The sequence below is a fragment of the Spirosoma sp. KNUC1025 genome, assembly GCF_045160025.1.
Taxonomy (GTDB): Bacteria; Bacteroidota; Bacteroidia; order Cytophagales; family Spirosomataceae; genus Spirosoma.
In genome coordinates this window covers 1,337,147-1,350,377 of record NZ_CP087139.1, presented here as the reverse complement: position 1 = coordinate 1,350,377, position 13,231 = coordinate 1,337,147, and the positions used below count along the sequence as shown (strand labels likewise).

Sequence of the window (13,231 nt, the reverse complement as noted above, 5' to 3'; positions counted from 1 at the left end):
ACCTTACCAGATAAGGTATTGTATGCCCGTAAAAGGTCAGGTGCAGCGCATCTGACCTTTTTTTATGTTGTTTTCAGGGCTGATTTTTAGATAGATATAGGATTCGTCTAATTATTTATCTAATTTTGCGGCCCGATTCAGAAGGTCTGGATGGGAAATAGTATCTAAATTTTACCTGCTTACTTTAAACAAACACAAATGTCTGGTTTAATTGGCAAGAAAATCGGGATGACCAGTGTGTATAATGCGGACGGGCAGGCTCTGGCATGTACAGTCATTGAAACGGGTCCCTGTGTCGTAACTCAAGTCCGTAGCGTCGAGAAAGATGGCTACAAGGCTGTGCAGCTGGGTTATGGCGACAAAAAAGAAAAGCACAGCAACAAGCCGGAGTTGGGCCACTTCAAAAAAGCGGGTACCACGCCGAAGCGGAAACTGGTAGAGTTCAAAGAATTCGAACAGGAGTTCAGCCTTGGCGATACACTTACGGTAGCCGATGTATTTGCAGAAGCAGACTTCGTTGACGTAGTCGGTACAGCAAAAGGTCGTGGTTTCCAAGGCGTTGTGAAACGTCACGGATTCGGTGGTGTGGGCGGTCAAACGCACGGTCAGCACAACCGGGGTCGTCACCCAGGTTCGATTGGTGCCTGCTCGTTCCCATCGCGCGTGTTCAAAGGTCTTCGTATGGCTGGTCGTATGGGTGGCAACCGCGTAACGGTGCAAAACCTGCGTATTCTTCGTGTTATGCCTGATCAAAATCTGCTCGTTGTTAGCGGTTCGATTCCCGGGGCTAAAAATTCATACGTTATTATCGAGAAGTAAGTCATGGAAGTAATCGTATATAACAGCAAGGGCGAAGACACTGGCAAAAAGGTCACCCTTCCGGAGGAGGTTTTCGGTATCGAACCGAATCAACACGCGATCTACCTCGACGTGAAACAGTATCTGGCCAACCAGCGCCAGGGAACGCACAAAGCGAAAGAGCGGGCTGAAAATGCTCACTCAACCCGCAAACTGAAGAAGCAAAAAGGTACGGGTGGTGCTCGTGCTGGTAGCGCCAAGTCACCCGTATTTGTTGGAGGTGGTACGATCTTCGGACCCCGCCCCCGCGATTATAGCTTCAAGCTGAATAAAAAAGTAAAAGCACTGGCCCGCCAGTCGGCTTATGCTGTAAAAGCGAAAGCCAACAGCATTTCAGTTATTGACAGCATTGCTCTGGAAGCTCCACGCACAAAAGATTACATTCAATTCCTGAGTGCTCTGAACGTAACAGGCCGTAAAACACTGCTGATACTGCCAGACGTAAACCTGAATGTTGTGCTGTCCAGCCGAAACGTGCAAAAAGCGAAAGTAACCACAGCCTCGCAGGTAAATACCTACGATCTGATGAATGCCGATCAACTGCTCATCAGTGAAGAAGCGCTGTCAACTATTCAAACATTGTTCGAAAAATAATCATGAGCGTACTGAAACGACCAATCGTCACTGAAAAGATGACGGGCCTTAACAAGCAGGGGAAGTATGCTTTTGAGGTTGCCTTGCAAGCGAATAAACTCGAGATCGGTAAAGCCGTCGAGAAAATGTACGGCGTAAACGTTGAGTCTGTGAATACGGTCCGTGTCTACGGAAAGAAGCGCAGCAAAAACATCAACGGCCGTGTTGTATCGGGTAAAACGCCAACTACGAAAAAAGCAATCGTAACGGTGGCAGAGGGCGAAGTAATTGACATTTACGCTGACCTGTAAACCGAGCATTGCTCTACAATTAATCAGTCATGGGAGTTAAAAAACTAAGACCCGTAACACCGAGCACACGTTTTCGCGTGGCGCCCGATTTTGCGGAAATCACCACCTCCAAGCCAGAAAAAAGTCTGCTGGAGCCCCTGAGAAAAACCGGTGGCCGTAACAACGAAGGTCACCGCACTATGCGCTACATTGGTGGAGGTCATAAGCGGCACTACCGTATTATTGATTTCAAGCGCGATAAAGTCGGCCAACCCGCCGAAGTTTTGACTGTAGAATACGATCCTAACCGTTCAGCCCGCATCTCGCTGGTGCAATATGCTGACGGCGAAAAACGCTACATCATTGCCCCACAAGGAATCACCGTTGGCCAGACGATCATGTCGGGTGAAGGTGTCACTCCTGATGTCGGAAACGCGCTGCCACTGGCTTCTATGCCTATTGGTACTATTGTTCACAACATCGAGCTTACACCCGGCAAGGGTGGTTCAATGGCTCGGTCGGCTGGTACTTACGCTCAGTTAGTAGGTCGTGAAGACAAGTACGCTATCCTGCGTCTGCCTTCTGGCGAAACGCGCCGGGTTTTAAGCGCTGGTATGGCAACTGTTGGATCGGTATCTAACCCCGATCACATGAACGTTGTAACCGGCAAGGCAGGCCGTAACCGTTGGTTAGGTCGCCGTCCGCGTGTTCGGGCCGTAGTTATGAACCCTGTCGATCACCCAATGGGTGGTGGCGAAGGTCGTGCTTCGGGTGGTCACCCACGTTCACGTAATGGCCAGTTCGCGAAAGGTCAGAAGACCCGTAACCGGAACAAGGCATCTGAAAACATGATTATTAGCCGACGCAAAAAGTAACAGATAACCATGGCACGTTCACTTAAAAAAGGCCCATATATTGATTTTCGCCTGGACAATAAGGTGCAGGCACAAAACGATTCGGGCAAGAAATCGGTCATCAAAACCTGGTCGCGTCGTTCGATGATTTCGCCAGATTTCGTAGGCCATACCTTTGCCGTTCATAATGGCAATAAGTTTATTCCGGTTTACGTAACGGAAAACATGGTAGGCCACAAGTTAGGCGAGTTCTCACCAACGCGCAACTTCCGGGGACACACCGCGAAAAAAGACAAGGGCAAACGATAAACTAGCAGGGAGCTAGGGGCCAGATGCAGGGAAATATAATTCCAAGCTCCGCGCTCCCCGCTCCGAGCCATAAAAAAACATGGAAGCAGTAGCAAGACTTAAAGATGTGCCCACGTCGCCCCGTAAGATGCGGTTAATTGCCGACCTGATTCGTGGTCAGCGCGTTAGCCGGGCGTTGGGTCTATTGAAATATCAGCCACAGGCTGGTGCCGCCATATTGCAGAAAGTGCTTTTGTCGGCCGTTGCCAACTGGCAGCAAAAAAATGAGGATGAGCGTATCGAAGACGCTGATCTTTATGTAAAAACGATTTTTGTTGATGGTGGTCCTATGCTGAAGCGCCTGCGCCCAGCTCCACAAGGCCGCGGTCACCGGATTCGGAAACGGTCGAACCACATTACCATTGTAGTCGACAGCGCAGCGCAACCGGTATTAACATCGGCAGAAGCAGAAACCCCTGAAAACGAACAATAATAAGAAATGGGACAAAAAATAAATCCAGTTGGCCTGCGACTTGGTATTGTTCGGGGCTGGGAATCGAGCTGGTACGGCGGTAAAGAATTTTCGGAAAAGCTTGTCGAAGATGAGAAAATCCGGAAATACGTAGCAGCCCGTATTCCGAAAGGAGCCATTGCTCGGGTAGTTATTGAGCGTACGCTGAAGCGCGTTACGCTTACAATTCACACAGCACGTCCAGGTATCGTCATTGGTAAAGGCGGTGGTGAAGTCGATAAGATCAAAGAGGAGTTGAAGAAGATCACGGGTAAAGACGTTCAGATCAACATCTTCGAAATCAAACGCCCGGAAATTGATGCCAAACTAGTTGGTGAAGCAATTGCTCAGCAATTACAGGCTCGGATTTCGTTTCGTCGCGCCATGAAGCAGGCTATTCAATCAGCTCTTCGCGTCGGTGCACAAGGTATCAAAGTAAAGGTATCAGGACGTTTGGGAGGTGCTGAAATTGCTCGTTCGGAGCAATATAAAGAAGGACGTGTTCCGCTTCATACCCTTCGTGCTGACATCGACTATGCGATTTCGGAAGCCCAAACGGTATACGGTAAAATCGGCATTAAAGTGTGGATTTTCAAAGGCGAAGTTTATGGTAAGCGGGATCTGTCGCCAGCAGCCATGATGAGCCAGGCACAAGCTGGTGAACGCTCCGCTTCTTCTAACGAACGTGGCGATCGTCGCGGCCCTCGTGGTGACCGTGATGGTAATGATCGTGGCGGTCGTAACCGCGGAGAGCGTGGTGAACAACGTGGTGGTAACCGGGGCGGAGGCCAAGGTGGTAACCGGGGCGGAGGCCAGGGTGGCAACCGGGGCGGAGGCCAAAGACGATAAATTTAGTCGTCAGTAGTCGATCAAAATAAAATCGATTAACTGTTATCGACTCCAACTTGTAGAGCTATGTTACAGCCAAAAAGAACAAGATTCCGCAAACAACATAAAGGAAGGATTCCAGGCATTGCATCGCGCGGTCATGAGATCTCCTTCGGTACGTTTGGTATTAAATCACTGGAGCCAGGTCGTATTACCGCTCGTCAGATTGAAGCCGCTCGTATATCCGTAACACGGGCAATGAAACGTGAAGGCCAGGTTTGGATTCGCATTTTCCCCGATAAGCCGATTACCAAAAAACCAGCTGAAGTACGGATGGGTAAAGGTAAAGGTGCCCCCGAATACTGGGTGGCTGTAGTAAAACCCGGCACGATTATGTTCGAAGCTACGGGTGTTGATTTGGCAACGGGTATGGAAGCCCTGCGTCTGGCCGCTCAAAAATTACCTGTTCGAACCAAATTTGTGGTTCGGCGCGATTACCAGGAGCAAGTCGAGGAATAATATCCCTAAGCGACGAACAAAATGAAAAAAGAAGATTTGAAAGGATTGTCGGCTGATCAGTTGCGTACCGAGATTAGTGCTGAACAGGATCGACTGCTGAAACTGAAGTTTGCGCATGCTGTATCTCCTATCGAGAACCCCATGCGCATCCGCGAGAGCCGTAAACGGATCGCTCGCCTGCATACAGAACTGACAGCTAAGCAAGCCTAATAAGACACGACGATGGAAGAGCAACAAGCACCAGCACCACAGGAGGAAGTAAAAGCCCCGGTGGCAGCAGCTACAACAGAACAGCCGAAGGCAACTGCTCCAGCAACGAGCGAAGCTAACTCGGCGTCGGAACGTAACGCTCGCAAAGAGCGTATTGGACGGGTGACCAGCAACAAGATGCAGAAAACCATCACCGTTGCTATTGACCGTAAGGTAAAGCATCCGTTATACCACAAGTTTCAGACAAAAACGAAGAAACTGACGGTTCATGATGAAAACAATGAGTGTGGTATCGGCGACACCGTTCGCGTAATGGAAACCCGCCCATTAAGCAAAAACAAGCGTTGGAGATTAGTTGAAATTATCGAAAAGGCGAAGTAAGCTATGGTACAGCAAGAATCAAGATTAGGAGTAGCCGATAACAGTGGCGCCAAAGAAGTGCTGGTTATCCGCGTTCTGGGCGGTACAGGTAAGCGATACGCGTCAGTCGGTGATAAGATCGTCGTGACAGTGAAGCAAGCCCTGTCGTCCAGCAGCATGAAAAAAGGTACGGTTTCGAAAGCCGTTGTTGTTCGGACCAAGAAAGAAGTACGCCGGAAAGATGGCTCGTACATTCGCTTTGAAGACAACGCAGCTGTGTTGCTCAACAACAATGATGAGCCACGTGGCACCCGGATTTTCGGGCCTGTAGCCCGCGAACTGCGTGAGAAACAGTTTATGAAAATCGTATCGTTAGCCCCAGAGGTACTGTAAGTAATGGAAAAGAAAGTAACGCTACCGAAGCACAAATTCCACATCAAGACGGGCGATACTGTCCTCGTGATTGGCGGTAACTCGAAAGGCCAGCGCGGTGTGGTGAAAGAAGTAATTGTAGAGAAAGATCGCGCTCGGGTTGAGGGTGTCGCTATGATTACCAAGCACTTAAAGCCAACGGCTTCTAACCCGCAGGGGAGTTTGGAAAAAACGGAAGGATCAGTTCATATCAGCAATCTGAAATTGATTGACCCTGCCACCGGCGAACCCACCCGCACGGGTCGTAAATTGAACGACAAGGGCAAGCTGCAACGCTTCTCGAAGAAGACGGGCAACTTTATCCCAGATGTTCGTAAATAACCTATAAGCAGGTCTAAGAAAATGGCAACGCCAAGACTGAAAGAAAAATATTTAAGTGAGGTCGTACCTCAATTGAAAGACAAGTTTCAGTATAAGTCGGTCATGCAAGTGCCGCGTCTGAGCAAAATTGTCATCAATAAAGGTATAGGAGCCGCTGTCGCCGACAAAAAATTGGTTGATGTAGGCGTCGAAGAATTAACGATGATCACGGGTCAGAAAGCCGTTGCGACTTTGTCGAAGAAAGCGGTTTCGAACTTCAAACTGCGGGAGAAAATGCCCATCGGTGCGAAAGTGACACTACGTGGTGAGCGGATGTATGAATTTCTGGACCGATTGACAACGGTATCGTTGCCTCGGGTTCGTGACTTCAAAGGCATCAGCGACAAAGGATTTGATGGTCGTGGTAACTACACGTTCGGCGTGCAGGAGCAGATTATCTTCCCTGAAATCAGTATCGATAAAGTAGCCCGCATTTCGGGAATGGATATCACGTTTGTGACAACCGCCAATACCGATAATGAAAGCTACGAGCTGCTGAAAGCAATGGGAATGCCGTTTGCTAAAAGTGGTAAATAATAACCGACACAAAGGCTAAAATAATGGCAAAAGAATCAATCAAAGCACGGGAACGGAAACGCGAAGCGTTAGTTGCCAAGTATGCTGCGAAACGGGCCGCTTTGAAAGCTGCCGGTGACTTCATCGGTCTGGACAAGCTTCCTAAAAACGCATCGCCTGTTCGGCTGCACAACCGGTGCAAACTGACGGGTCGTCCTCGGGGTTACATGCGCAAGTTTGGCATTTCACGGGTTACATTCCGGGAAATGGCATCGGCCGGTAAAATTCCAGGTGTAACTAAAGCAAGCTGGTAATTCCAGATTCCATTTCTATTTGTAATTCAGTTTCCGTAATTTTGCGAACTTTCTTAAAAACAGGAGTTTGCAAGTAACGCAACGCTAAGAATGAATACAGATCCAATAGCAGATTACCTGACTCGTGTCAGAAACGCCATCCGCGCAAAGCACCGGGTTGTGGAAATTCCTGCTTCCAATATAAAGAAAGAGATTACCAAGGTTTTGTACGATAAAGGCTACATTCAGAACTACAAGTTCGATGACAGCACTCCACAAGGCATTATCAAAATTGCTTTGAAGTACAACCCAACAACGAAGCAGTCAGCGATCGTTGATCTACAACGTATTAGCCGCCCAGGGCTGCGTCAGTATCGGGGAGCCGACAATCTGCCGCGTATTCTGAATGGCTTAGGTGTTGCTATCATTTCGACCTCAAAGGGCGTAATGACCGACAAAGAAGCCAAGACGCTGAACGTAGGTGGAGAGGTATTGTGTTACGTATATTAATCCGAACTGAACGATGTCACGCATAGGTAAGAAACCCATCGCCCTCCCTAGCAACGTAACGTTGTCCGTCGACGCGCAAAACGTTGTGACGGTAAAAGGGCCTAAAGGCACCCTGACCCAGTCGGTTGATCCGGACATTTCGGTAGCCGTCGAAGATGGTCAGATACAAGTAACCCGCCCCACTGAGCAAAAGCGCCATAAGGCTCTTCATGGCTTATACCGTTCCCTGGTTAATAACATGGTTATGGGTGTTAGTGAAGGCTTCAAACTAAACCTGGAAGTGATCGGGGTTGGTTACAAAGCGTCTGTCACCAATAATATTCTTGAATTGCAATTAGGTTATTCACACAACGTTTACCTGGCGGTTCCAAGCGAAATTAAAGTGACAGCTGTTACAGAAAAAGGGCAGAACCCCAAAGTATATCTGGAAGGCTCTGATAAACAACTTCTCGGTGATGTAGCGGCTAAAATCCGTTCACTACGTAAAGTTGAACCCTACAAAGGCAAAGGTATCCGTTTTGTTGGTGAGCAAGTTCGCCGGAAAGCTGGTAAAACTTCGTCTAAGAAATAAGAGGTTAACGTTATCGGCCCTCAAGTTACTGCTTACTAGTCTGTCAGCTTGGGCTTGTCGAGAACAAAACCAACAACTTTTTAAACGCCTATTTGGTCGGAATCAAATAAGATGGCAACGAATAAACAAGAAAGAAGACAGCGGATTAAGTTTGGCATCCGGGCAAAAGTATCTGGTACAGCCGAACGTCCACGCCTGTCGGTTTTTCGCTCGAACAAAGCGATTTACGCACAACTTATTGACGACGTAGCAGGTCGCACTCTGGCAGCTGCTTCTTCAGTTGAGTTGAAAAGCGAAGCCGAAGGCAACACGATTGAAACGGCGAAAAAAGTAGGCTTACGCCTGGCCGAAAAAGCAGTTGCTCAAAACATAGGCGAAGCCGTGTTTGACCGTAACGGCTACTTATATCACGGTAAAGTAAAAGCACTGGCCGATGCAGCCCGCGAGGGTGGCCTTAAGTTCTAAGCGATGAACATCAATTCAGCAAGACCGACAAAATTCAACGAAGCCGACCTGAAAGAAAAGGTTGTAGCCATCAACCGCGTAGCGAAGGTGGTAAAAGGTGGTCGCCGATTCAGTTTCTCGGCGATTGTCGTCGTCGGCGACGGTAACGGTGTCGTTGGTTACGGATTGGGTAAGGCCAATGAAGTAACAGACGCTATTGCCAAAGGCGTAGAAGATGCCAAGAAAAACCTTGTGCAGGTTCCACTGCTAAAGCGCACAGTCCCTCATGAAATGGAAGGTAAATTCAGCGGTGGCTTTGTCCTGCTGAAACCAGCTGCTCCTGGTACAGGCGTAATTGCTGGTGGTGCTATGCGTGCGGTTCTCGAATCGGCTGGTGTACATGATATCCTGGCCAAATCGAAAGGTTCATCGAACCCGCACAACGTAGTAAAAGCTACGTTGGATGCGCTGCTGAAAATGCGTTTACCGCATCAGGTAGCCTTCCAGCGTCAGGTGAGCTTGGCTAAAGTATTCAACGGTTAATTAAACAGGAGCAACAGACATGGCACGAGTACGCATCACGCAGGTCCGCAGCACCATTAAGCGGCCGTTATCTCAGAAAAACGCCATTAAGTCATTAGGCTTGGGCAAAATCAACCGCAGTGTCGAACTGGAATACAACGACGCTCTGAAAGGTGCAATCAATAAGGTGCAGCACCTGGTGAAAGTTGAAGAAATTTAAGTACCTTTGCGATTCTTTTGGTTTTCAGCATGTTTTAACCGACTGTTAGAGCAGCGTCGAAACGCCAAAAGAATCACTTTTTACTAACAAACCAATGAATTTAAGCAACCTTAGACCGGCAAAAGGTTCCGTCAGAGAGCGCAAGCGAGTCGGACGCGGGCAAGGATCAGGCATGGGCGGAACGTCTACGCGTGGTCACAAAGGAGCGCAGTCGCGCTCAGGTTATAGTCGTAAAACACACTTTGAAGGTGGTCAGATGCCGCTTCAACGTCGTGTGCCAAAATTCGGCTTTAAGAACATCAACCGCGTCGAGTATAAACCTCTGAATCTGGATAGTATTCAAGCGCTTATCGATGAAACCAAGGCAACTGTCATAGATCTTAACTTTATGCTACAGCACGGCCTGGTTAGCAAACGGGATCTGGTGAAAGTACTTAGCCGTGGTGAATTGACATCCGCTGTTGAAGTCCATGCTCATGCTTTCTCGGTAAGCGCGAAAGAAGCGATCGAAAAAGCAGGAGGTAAGGCCATTGTGCCTGTTAGAGAAGCGAACGAGGAAGCAGCTAATTAAGTCGTAGCACGGCACTAGCCGACCTACTTTTATGAACCGACTCATCACCACGTTTAAAAATATTTTTGCAATTGACGAGTTGCGGAGTCGAATCCTCAACACAATCCTGTTCATTGCAGCATTTCGTCTCGGTTGGGCTATCGTATTGCCGGGCGTTGATCCTAACAAACTGAATCTGGCTCCACAAGGGCTGCTCGGTTTGTTGGACACCTTTACGGGGGGTGCGTTTAGCAAGGCTTCGATTTTTGCACTGGGTATCATGCCGTATATCTCGGCTTCGATTGCCATACAGCTTCTTACGTTAGCTCTTCCTTACTTTCAGAAAATGCAGAAAGAAGGGGAGTCGGGACGCAAGCGATTGAACCAGATTACGCGTATACTCACGATTGGCGTAACAGCTGTTCAGGCTATTACGTACATTCAGACAACAATTCCTGCTGAAGCGCTTTTAGTTGATCGGAGCTTATTCACTATATCATCCGTATTTGTTCTGACGGCCGGTACTATTTTCTGCATGTGGCTGGGTGAACGGATTACGGATAAAGGAATTGGGAACGGAATCTCAATGATCATCATGATCGGGATTGTTTCGCGGCTTCCAGGCGCCATTATTGGTGAATTCCAGTCACGTGGTTCAGGTGGTATTCTCATCTTCGTATTGGAGATGGTTGCACTCTACTTTGTTATTATGGGTGCAGTTGTGCTGACGCAGGCCGTTCGGCGCATACCAATCCAGTATGCAAAGCAGGTTATTGGCAATAAAGTTGTAGGCGGACAGCGGCAGTATTTACCGTTGAAATTGAATGCAGCGGGTGTAATGCCCATAATCTTTGCTCAGGCTCTGATGTTTATCCCAACGTATGTTGCTGGTTTATTTGCAGAGAAGAGTGATTTTGCCGCTAGCGTACAAAATGCGTTTCAGAGCTATACAACCTGGCAGTACAATCTCCTATTTGGGCTACTGATTATTGTCTTTACGTTCTTCTACACTGCAATATCAGTCAATCCAACGCAGATTGCCGACGACATGAAACGTAGTGGCGGGTTTATCCCAGGCGTAAAACCAGGGATTCAGACCTCTGAATACATTGGCACTGTACTCGACCGGATTACGTTACCAGGCGCAGTTATGCTGGGTATCGTAGCGATTCTGCCCGCTATTGCTAATCTATTAGGGATGACAAGTGGCTTTGCTCAATTCTTCGGGGGTACGTCATTGTTGATCATGGTTGGTGTTGTACTTGATACGCTTCAGCAAGTAGAAAGTTATCTACTGATGCGTCGATACGAAGGACTGATGAAGTCAGGCCGGGTACAGGGTCGTACAAGTGAGACAGTAGCCGCATAATTAACAATGGCTGGTTCTGACAAAAAGGATAAAATGATTTTTATCAGAAGCGACGAAGAAATCGCTCTGATGAAAATTAGTGCGCAGGTTCTAGGAAAAGCTCATGCAGAAGTAGCGAAGCTTATTCGGCCTGGCATTCCCACAAAGGAACTGGATAAGGTTGCAGAAACGTTTATTAAAGATAATGGAGGTACTCCATCATTCTTAGGATACAATAAATTCCCTGCTTCGCTCTGTATTTCAGTCAATGATGTTGTAGTGCATGGGTTACCAGGCCGCTATGAACTTCGTGATGGTGATATCGTCTCCATTGATTGTGGTGTTAAACTGAACGGTTATCATAGCGATAGCGCCTATACTTATCCGGTAGGCGATGTTGACCCAGCCGTTCGTCGGCTACTGACTCGCACAAAGGAGTCTCTTTATACTGGCTTGGACAAGGCAGTCGAAGGAAACCGGGTTGGCGATATTGGTTATGCTGTTCAAACCTATGCAGAGAAATTTGGCTACTCTGTTGTTCGTGAGTTAGTGGGCCATGGCGTTGGCCAGAACCTGCATGAAGCTCCCGAAGTACCGAATTACGGTAAACGCGGTCAAGGCCCAAAGTTGTATGAAGGTATGATTCTGGCTATAGAGCCAATGATCAATTTCGGCAAGAAAGGGGTTGTACAGGAGCGTGATGGCTGGACCATCCGAACTGTTGATCGCAAACCATCGGCGCACTTTGAACATACAGTAGTTGTACGGAAAGGGAAACCTGAGATTCTTACAACCTTTGAATACATTGAAGCAGTTACCGCAAATACAAGCCTGATGGTTGACACTCAGGAACTGACAGCGGCCTAAAGCGAATATGGCTAAACAGACTTCTATAGAACAGGATGGTGTAATTTTGGAGGCATTATCAAATGCAATGTTTCGCGTCGAGTTGGCGAATAAGCATGAAGTAATAGCTCACATCTCTGGTAAAATGCGAATGAATTACATCAAAATTTTGCCTGGAGATCGCGTAAAATTGGAAATGTCGCCTTATGATCTAAGTAAGGCAAGAATAGTGTATCGGTATAAATAGGTTTCAGTTTGTGGCTTTTGGCAAGTAAACCGAAGCGACAGATTAAAAACCGAAAACTTTTAAACCATGAAAGTTAAGGCGTCAATCAAGAAGCGCAGCGAAGACTGCAAGGTGATCCGTCGGAAAGGGAAACTGTACGTGATCAACAAAAAGAATCCCCGTTATAAACAAAGACAAGGCTAAGAATGGCACGTATTGCAGGTGTTGATATTCCAGACAAGAAGCGTGGTGAAATCGCGCTGACATACATTTACGGCATTGGCCGTAGCCGGGCTAAGAAAATTCTGACCGACGCGGGCATCAGTGTTGATAAAAAAGCCAGCGAGTGGTCGGATGACGAAGCGAGCGCCGTGCGTAACGCGATTTCCAACGAGTATAAAGTCGAAGGTCAGTTACGTTCAGAAGTCCAATTGAGCATCAAACGCTTGATGGATATTGGTTGCTACCGTGGGTTACGCCACCGAAAGGGTTTACCCGTTCGTGGTCAGCATACGAAAAACAACTCGCGTACCCGGAAAGGTAAGCGGAAGACAGTTGCCAACAAGAAGAAAGTAACGAAATAATTAATCGGTCGTTCATCGGTACACGGAGTATTTGAGGCTGTTTATATTAAATGGCAAGTAATGCAACCGGTAGCAAATTGACGATTACCTAAAAAATGGCTCAAGCAAAACGCAAAGACAAAGCGAAAAAGCGGGTAGTAGTTGTTGAACCCGTCGGTCAGGTGCACATCCGGGCTACTTTTAACAACATTATCATTTCGATCACTAATATGAACGGCCAGGTTATCTCCTGGGCATCGGCCGGTAAAATGGGCTTCCGTGGCTCAAAGAAAAATACACCGTATGCCGCTCAGACTGCCGCTCAAAACTGTGCTGCCGTTGCCCACGATCTGGGAATGCGCAAAGCCGAAGTATTCGTGAAAGGTCCAGGATCAGGCCGTGAGTCGGCGATCCGTACCATTCAGAACTCGGGCATCGAAGTGACCACTATCCGTGATATTACCCCGTTGCCGCACAATGGTTGTCGGCCACCAAAGCGTCGTCGCGTATAAGTACGGATGACATGAATAGGGTCAGGC

Annotated in this window: 26 protein-coding genes; all 26 read left to right on the top strand. The window is 47.9% G+C overall.

The window, feature by feature from the left end:
* Positions 1–198: 198 nt before the first annotated feature.
* The 26 genes from rplC (at position 199) to rpsK (ending at position 13,204) form a co-directional block, all read left to right on the top strand.
* Entirely contained in the window at positions 199–819 is a 621-nt protein-coding gene (gene rplC, locus LN737_RS05995) for a 50S ribosomal protein L3 (RefSeq protein WP_405517071.1), read from the top strand.
* A gap of 3 nt (positions 820–822) precedes the next feature.
* The gene (rplD, locus tag LN737_RS05990; RefSeq protein ID WP_405517069.1) at positions 823–1,452 is read left to right on the top strand and encodes a 50S ribosomal protein L4; all 630 of its coding nucleotides are present in this window, start codon (positions 823–825) and stop codon (positions 1,450–1,452) included.
* A gap of 2 nt (positions 1,453–1,454) precedes the next feature.
* Positions 1,455–1,742 carry a 50S ribosomal protein L23 gene (rplW, locus tag LN737_RS05985; protein ID WP_405517068.1) on the top strand — a complete coding sequence of 96 codons (288 nt, stop codon included), beginning with the start codon at positions 1,455–1,457 and terminating at the stop codon, positions 1,740–1,742.
* A gap of 29 nt (positions 1,743–1,771) precedes the next feature.
* Positions 1,772–2,596, top strand: a complete 825-nt coding sequence (rplB, locus tag LN737_RS05980) for a 50S ribosomal protein L2 (protein WP_405517067.1) — start codon at positions 1,772–1,774, stop codon at positions 2,594–2,596.
* Positions 2,597–2,605: 9 nt separating this feature from the next.
* Entirely contained in the window at positions 2,606–2,884 is a 279-nt protein-coding gene (gene rpsS, locus LN737_RS05975) for a 30S ribosomal protein S19 (protein ID WP_012930238.1), read from the top strand.
* Between the two features lie 79 nt (positions 2,885–2,963).
* On the top strand, positions 2,964–3,356 hold the full coding sequence (rplV, locus tag LN737_RS05970; RefSeq protein ID WP_405517065.1) for a 50S ribosomal protein L22: 393 nt from the start codon (positions 2,964–2,966) through the stop codon (positions 3,354–3,356).
* 6 nt (positions 3,357–3,362) lie between these two features.
* Positions 3,363–4,223, top strand: a complete 861-nt coding sequence (rpsC, locus tag LN737_RS05965; RefSeq protein ID WP_405517064.1) for a 30S ribosomal protein S3 — start codon at positions 3,363–3,365, stop codon at positions 4,221–4,223.
* Between the two features lie 66 nt (positions 4,224–4,289).
* Positions 4,290–4,721 (top strand): 50S ribosomal protein L16, encoded by a 432-nt coding sequence (gene rplP / locus LN737_RS05960; protein ID WP_405517062.1) that lies wholly within the window; start codon positions 4,290–4,292, stop codon positions 4,719–4,721.
* 21 nt (positions 4,722–4,742) lie between these two features.
* Positions 4,743–4,931, top strand: coding sequence for a 50S ribosomal protein L29 (gene rpmC, locus LN737_RS05955; RefSeq protein ID WP_405517060.1), 189 nt, complete (start codon positions 4,743–4,745; stop codon positions 4,929–4,931).
* 12 nt (positions 4,932–4,943) lie between these two features.
* On the top strand, positions 4,944–5,312 hold the full coding sequence (gene rpsQ / locus LN737_RS05950; protein WP_405517058.1) for a 30S ribosomal protein S17: 369 nt from the start codon (positions 4,944–4,946) through the stop codon (positions 5,310–5,312).
* A gap of 3 nt (positions 5,313–5,315) precedes the next feature.
* Positions 5,316–5,684 (top strand): 50S ribosomal protein L14, encoded by a 369-nt coding sequence (gene rplN / locus LN737_RS05945; RefSeq protein WP_018618706.1) that lies wholly within the window; start codon positions 5,316–5,318, stop codon positions 5,682–5,684.
* 3 nt (positions 5,685–5,687) lie between these two features.
* Entirely contained in the window at positions 5,688–6,044 is a 357-nt protein-coding gene (gene rplX / locus LN737_RS05940) for a 50S ribosomal protein L24 (protein WP_405517056.1), read from the top strand.
* Between the two features lie 21 nt (positions 6,045–6,065).
* Complete coding sequence (gene rplE / locus LN737_RS05935) at positions 6,066–6,620, top strand: 50S ribosomal protein L5 (RefSeq protein WP_405517054.1); 555 nt, start codon at positions 6,066–6,068, stop codon at positions 6,618–6,620.
* Between the two features lie 23 nt (positions 6,621–6,643).
* Complete coding sequence (rpsN, locus tag LN737_RS05930) at positions 6,644–6,913, top strand: 30S ribosomal protein S14 (protein ID WP_405517052.1); 270 nt, start codon at positions 6,644–6,646, stop codon at positions 6,911–6,913.
* A 90-nt stretch (positions 6,914–7,003) separates the two neighbouring features.
* Entirely contained in the window at positions 7,004–7,402 is a 399-nt protein-coding gene (rpsH, locus tag LN737_RS05925; RefSeq protein WP_405517050.1) for a 30S ribosomal protein S8, read from the top strand.
* Between the two features lie 13 nt (positions 7,403–7,415).
* Complete coding sequence (gene rplF / locus LN737_RS05920) at positions 7,416–7,973, top strand: 50S ribosomal protein L6 (protein ID WP_405517049.1); 558 nt, start codon at positions 7,416–7,418, stop codon at positions 7,971–7,973.
* Between the two features lie 111 nt (positions 7,974–8,084).
* Entirely contained in the window at positions 8,085–8,438 is a 354-nt protein-coding gene (rplR, locus tag LN737_RS05915; protein ID WP_405517047.1) for a 50S ribosomal protein L18, read from the top strand.
* A gap of 3 nt (positions 8,439–8,441) precedes the next feature.
* Entirely contained in the window at positions 8,442–8,960 is a 519-nt protein-coding gene (gene rpsE / locus LN737_RS05910) for a 30S ribosomal protein S5 (protein ID WP_405517045.1), read from the top strand.
* 19 nt (positions 8,961–8,979) lie between these two features.
* Positions 8,980–9,159 (top strand): 50S ribosomal protein L30, encoded by a 180-nt coding sequence (gene rpmD / locus LN737_RS05905; protein ID WP_190888459.1) that lies wholly within the window; start codon positions 8,980–8,982, stop codon positions 9,157–9,159.
* Positions 9,160–9,253: 94 nt separating this feature from the next.
* Positions 9,254–9,730 carry a 50S ribosomal protein L15 gene (gene rplO, locus LN737_RS05900; protein ID WP_405517043.1) on the top strand — a complete coding sequence of 159 codons (477 nt, stop codon included), beginning with the start codon at positions 9,254–9,256 and terminating at the stop codon, positions 9,728–9,730.
* 31 nt (positions 9,731–9,761) lie between these two features.
* Positions 9,762–11,078, top strand: a complete 1,317-nt coding sequence (secY, locus tag LN737_RS05895) for a preprotein translocase subunit SecY (RefSeq protein ID WP_405517041.1) — start codon at positions 9,762–9,764, stop codon at positions 11,076–11,078.
* Between the two features lie 6 nt (positions 11,079–11,084).
* Positions 11,085–11,924: a type I methionyl aminopeptidase gene (map, locus tag LN737_RS05890; protein ID WP_405517039.1), complete on the top strand. Its 840-nt coding sequence runs from the start codon at positions 11,085–11,087 to the stop codon at positions 11,922–11,924.
* A gap of 7 nt (positions 11,925–11,931) precedes the next feature.
* Complete coding sequence (gene infA, locus LN737_RS05885) at positions 11,932–12,150, top strand: translation initiation factor IF-1 (RefSeq protein ID WP_163941485.1); 219 nt, start codon at positions 11,932–11,934, stop codon at positions 12,148–12,150.
* Positions 12,151–12,216: 66 nt separating this feature from the next.
* Entirely contained in the window at positions 12,217–12,333 is a 117-nt protein-coding gene (gene ykgO, locus LN737_RS05880) for a type B 50S ribosomal protein L36 (RefSeq protein ID WP_018618719.1), read from the top strand.
* 2 nt (positions 12,334–12,335) lie between these two features.
* Positions 12,336–12,713 (top strand): 30S ribosomal protein S13, encoded by a 378-nt coding sequence (rpsM, locus tag LN737_RS05875; protein WP_020603978.1) that lies wholly within the window; start codon positions 12,336–12,338, stop codon positions 12,711–12,713.
* Positions 12,714–12,808: 95 nt separating this feature from the next.
* Positions 12,809–13,204: a 30S ribosomal protein S11 gene (rpsK, locus tag LN737_RS05870; protein ID WP_171737784.1), complete on the top strand. Its 396-nt coding sequence runs from the start codon at positions 12,809–12,811 to the stop codon at positions 13,202–13,204.
* Positions 13,205–13,231: the final 27 nt, after the last annotated feature.

Excerpts from the sequence above, each read along its gene's own strand:
- rplC (WP_405517071.1), top strand. The coding sequence starts at position 199 with ATGTCTGGTTTAATTGGCAAGAAAATCGGGATGACCAGTGTGTATAAT.
- rplD (WP_405517069.1), top strand. The coding sequence starts at position 823 with ATGGAAGTAATCGTATATAACAGCAAGGGCGAAGACACTGGCAAAAAG.
- rplW (WP_405517068.1), top strand. The coding sequence starts at position 1,455 with ATGAGCGTACTGAAACGACCAATCGTCACTGAAAAGATGACGGGCCTT.
- rplB (WP_405517067.1), top strand. The coding sequence starts at position 1,772 with ATGGGAGTTAAAAAACTAAGACCCGTAACACCGAGCACACGTTTTCGC.
- rpsS (WP_012930238.1), top strand. The coding sequence starts at position 2,606 with ATGGCACGTTCACTTAAAAAAGGCCCATATATTGATTTTCGCCTGGAC.
- rplV (WP_405517065.1), top strand. The coding sequence starts at position 2,964 with ATGGAAGCAGTAGCAAGACTTAAAGATGTGCCCACGTCGCCCCGTAAG.
- rpsC (WP_405517064.1), top strand. The coding sequence starts at position 3,363 with ATGGGACAAAAAATAAATCCAGTTGGCCTGCGACTTGGTATTGTTCGG.
- rplP (WP_405517062.1), top strand. The coding sequence starts at position 4,290 with ATGTTACAGCCAAAAAGAACAAGATTCCGCAAACAACATAAAGGAAGG.
- rpmC (WP_405517060.1), top strand. The coding sequence starts at position 4,743 with ATGAAAAAAGAAGATTTGAAAGGATTGTCGGCTGATCAGTTGCGTACC.
- rpsQ (WP_405517058.1), top strand. The coding sequence starts at position 4,944 with ATGGAAGAGCAACAAGCACCAGCACCACAGGAGGAAGTAAAAGCCCCG.
- rplN (WP_018618706.1), top strand. The coding sequence starts at position 5,316 with ATGGTACAGCAAGAATCAAGATTAGGAGTAGCCGATAACAGTGGCGCC.
- rplX (WP_405517056.1), top strand. The coding sequence starts at position 5,688 with ATGGAAAAGAAAGTAACGCTACCGAAGCACAAATTCCACATCAAGACG.
- rplE (WP_405517054.1), top strand. The coding sequence starts at position 6,066 with ATGGCAACGCCAAGACTGAAAGAAAAATATTTAAGTGAGGTCGTACCT.
- rpsN (WP_405517052.1), top strand. The coding sequence starts at position 6,644 with ATGGCAAAAGAATCAATCAAAGCACGGGAACGGAAACGCGAAGCGTTA.
- rpsH (WP_405517050.1), top strand. The coding sequence starts at position 7,004 with ATGAATACAGATCCAATAGCAGATTACCTGACTCGTGTCAGAAACGCC.
- rplF (WP_405517049.1), top strand. The coding sequence starts at position 7,416 with ATGTCACGCATAGGTAAGAAACCCATCGCCCTCCCTAGCAACGTAACG.
- rplR (WP_405517047.1), top strand. The coding sequence starts at position 8,085 with ATGGCAACGAATAAACAAGAAAGAAGACAGCGGATTAAGTTTGGCATC.
- rpsE (WP_405517045.1), top strand. The coding sequence starts at position 8,442 with ATGAACATCAATTCAGCAAGACCGACAAAATTCAACGAAGCCGACCTG.
- rpmD (WP_190888459.1), top strand. The coding sequence starts at position 8,980 with ATGGCACGAGTACGCATCACGCAGGTCCGCAGCACCATTAAGCGGCCG.
- rplO (WP_405517043.1), top strand. The coding sequence starts at position 9,254 with ATGAATTTAAGCAACCTTAGACCGGCAAAAGGTTCCGTCAGAGAGCGC.
- secY (WP_405517041.1), top strand. The coding sequence starts at position 9,762 with ATGAACCGACTCATCACCACGTTTAAAAATATTTTTGCAATTGACGAG.
- map (WP_405517039.1), top strand. The coding sequence starts at position 11,085 with ATGGCTGGTTCTGACAAAAAGGATAAAATGATTTTTATCAGAAGCGAC.
- infA (WP_163941485.1), top strand. The coding sequence starts at position 11,932 with ATGGCTAAACAGACTTCTATAGAACAGGATGGTGTAATTTTGGAGGCA.
- ykgO (WP_018618719.1), top strand. The coding sequence starts at position 12,217 with ATGAAAGTTAAGGCGTCAATCAAGAAGCGCAGCGAAGACTGCAAGGTG.
- rpsM (WP_020603978.1), top strand. The coding sequence starts at position 12,336 with ATGGCACGTATTGCAGGTGTTGATATTCCAGACAAGAAGCGTGGTGAA.
- rpsK (WP_171737784.1), top strand. The coding sequence starts at position 12,809 with ATGGCTCAAGCAAAACGCAAAGACAAAGCGAAAAAGCGGGTAGTAGTT.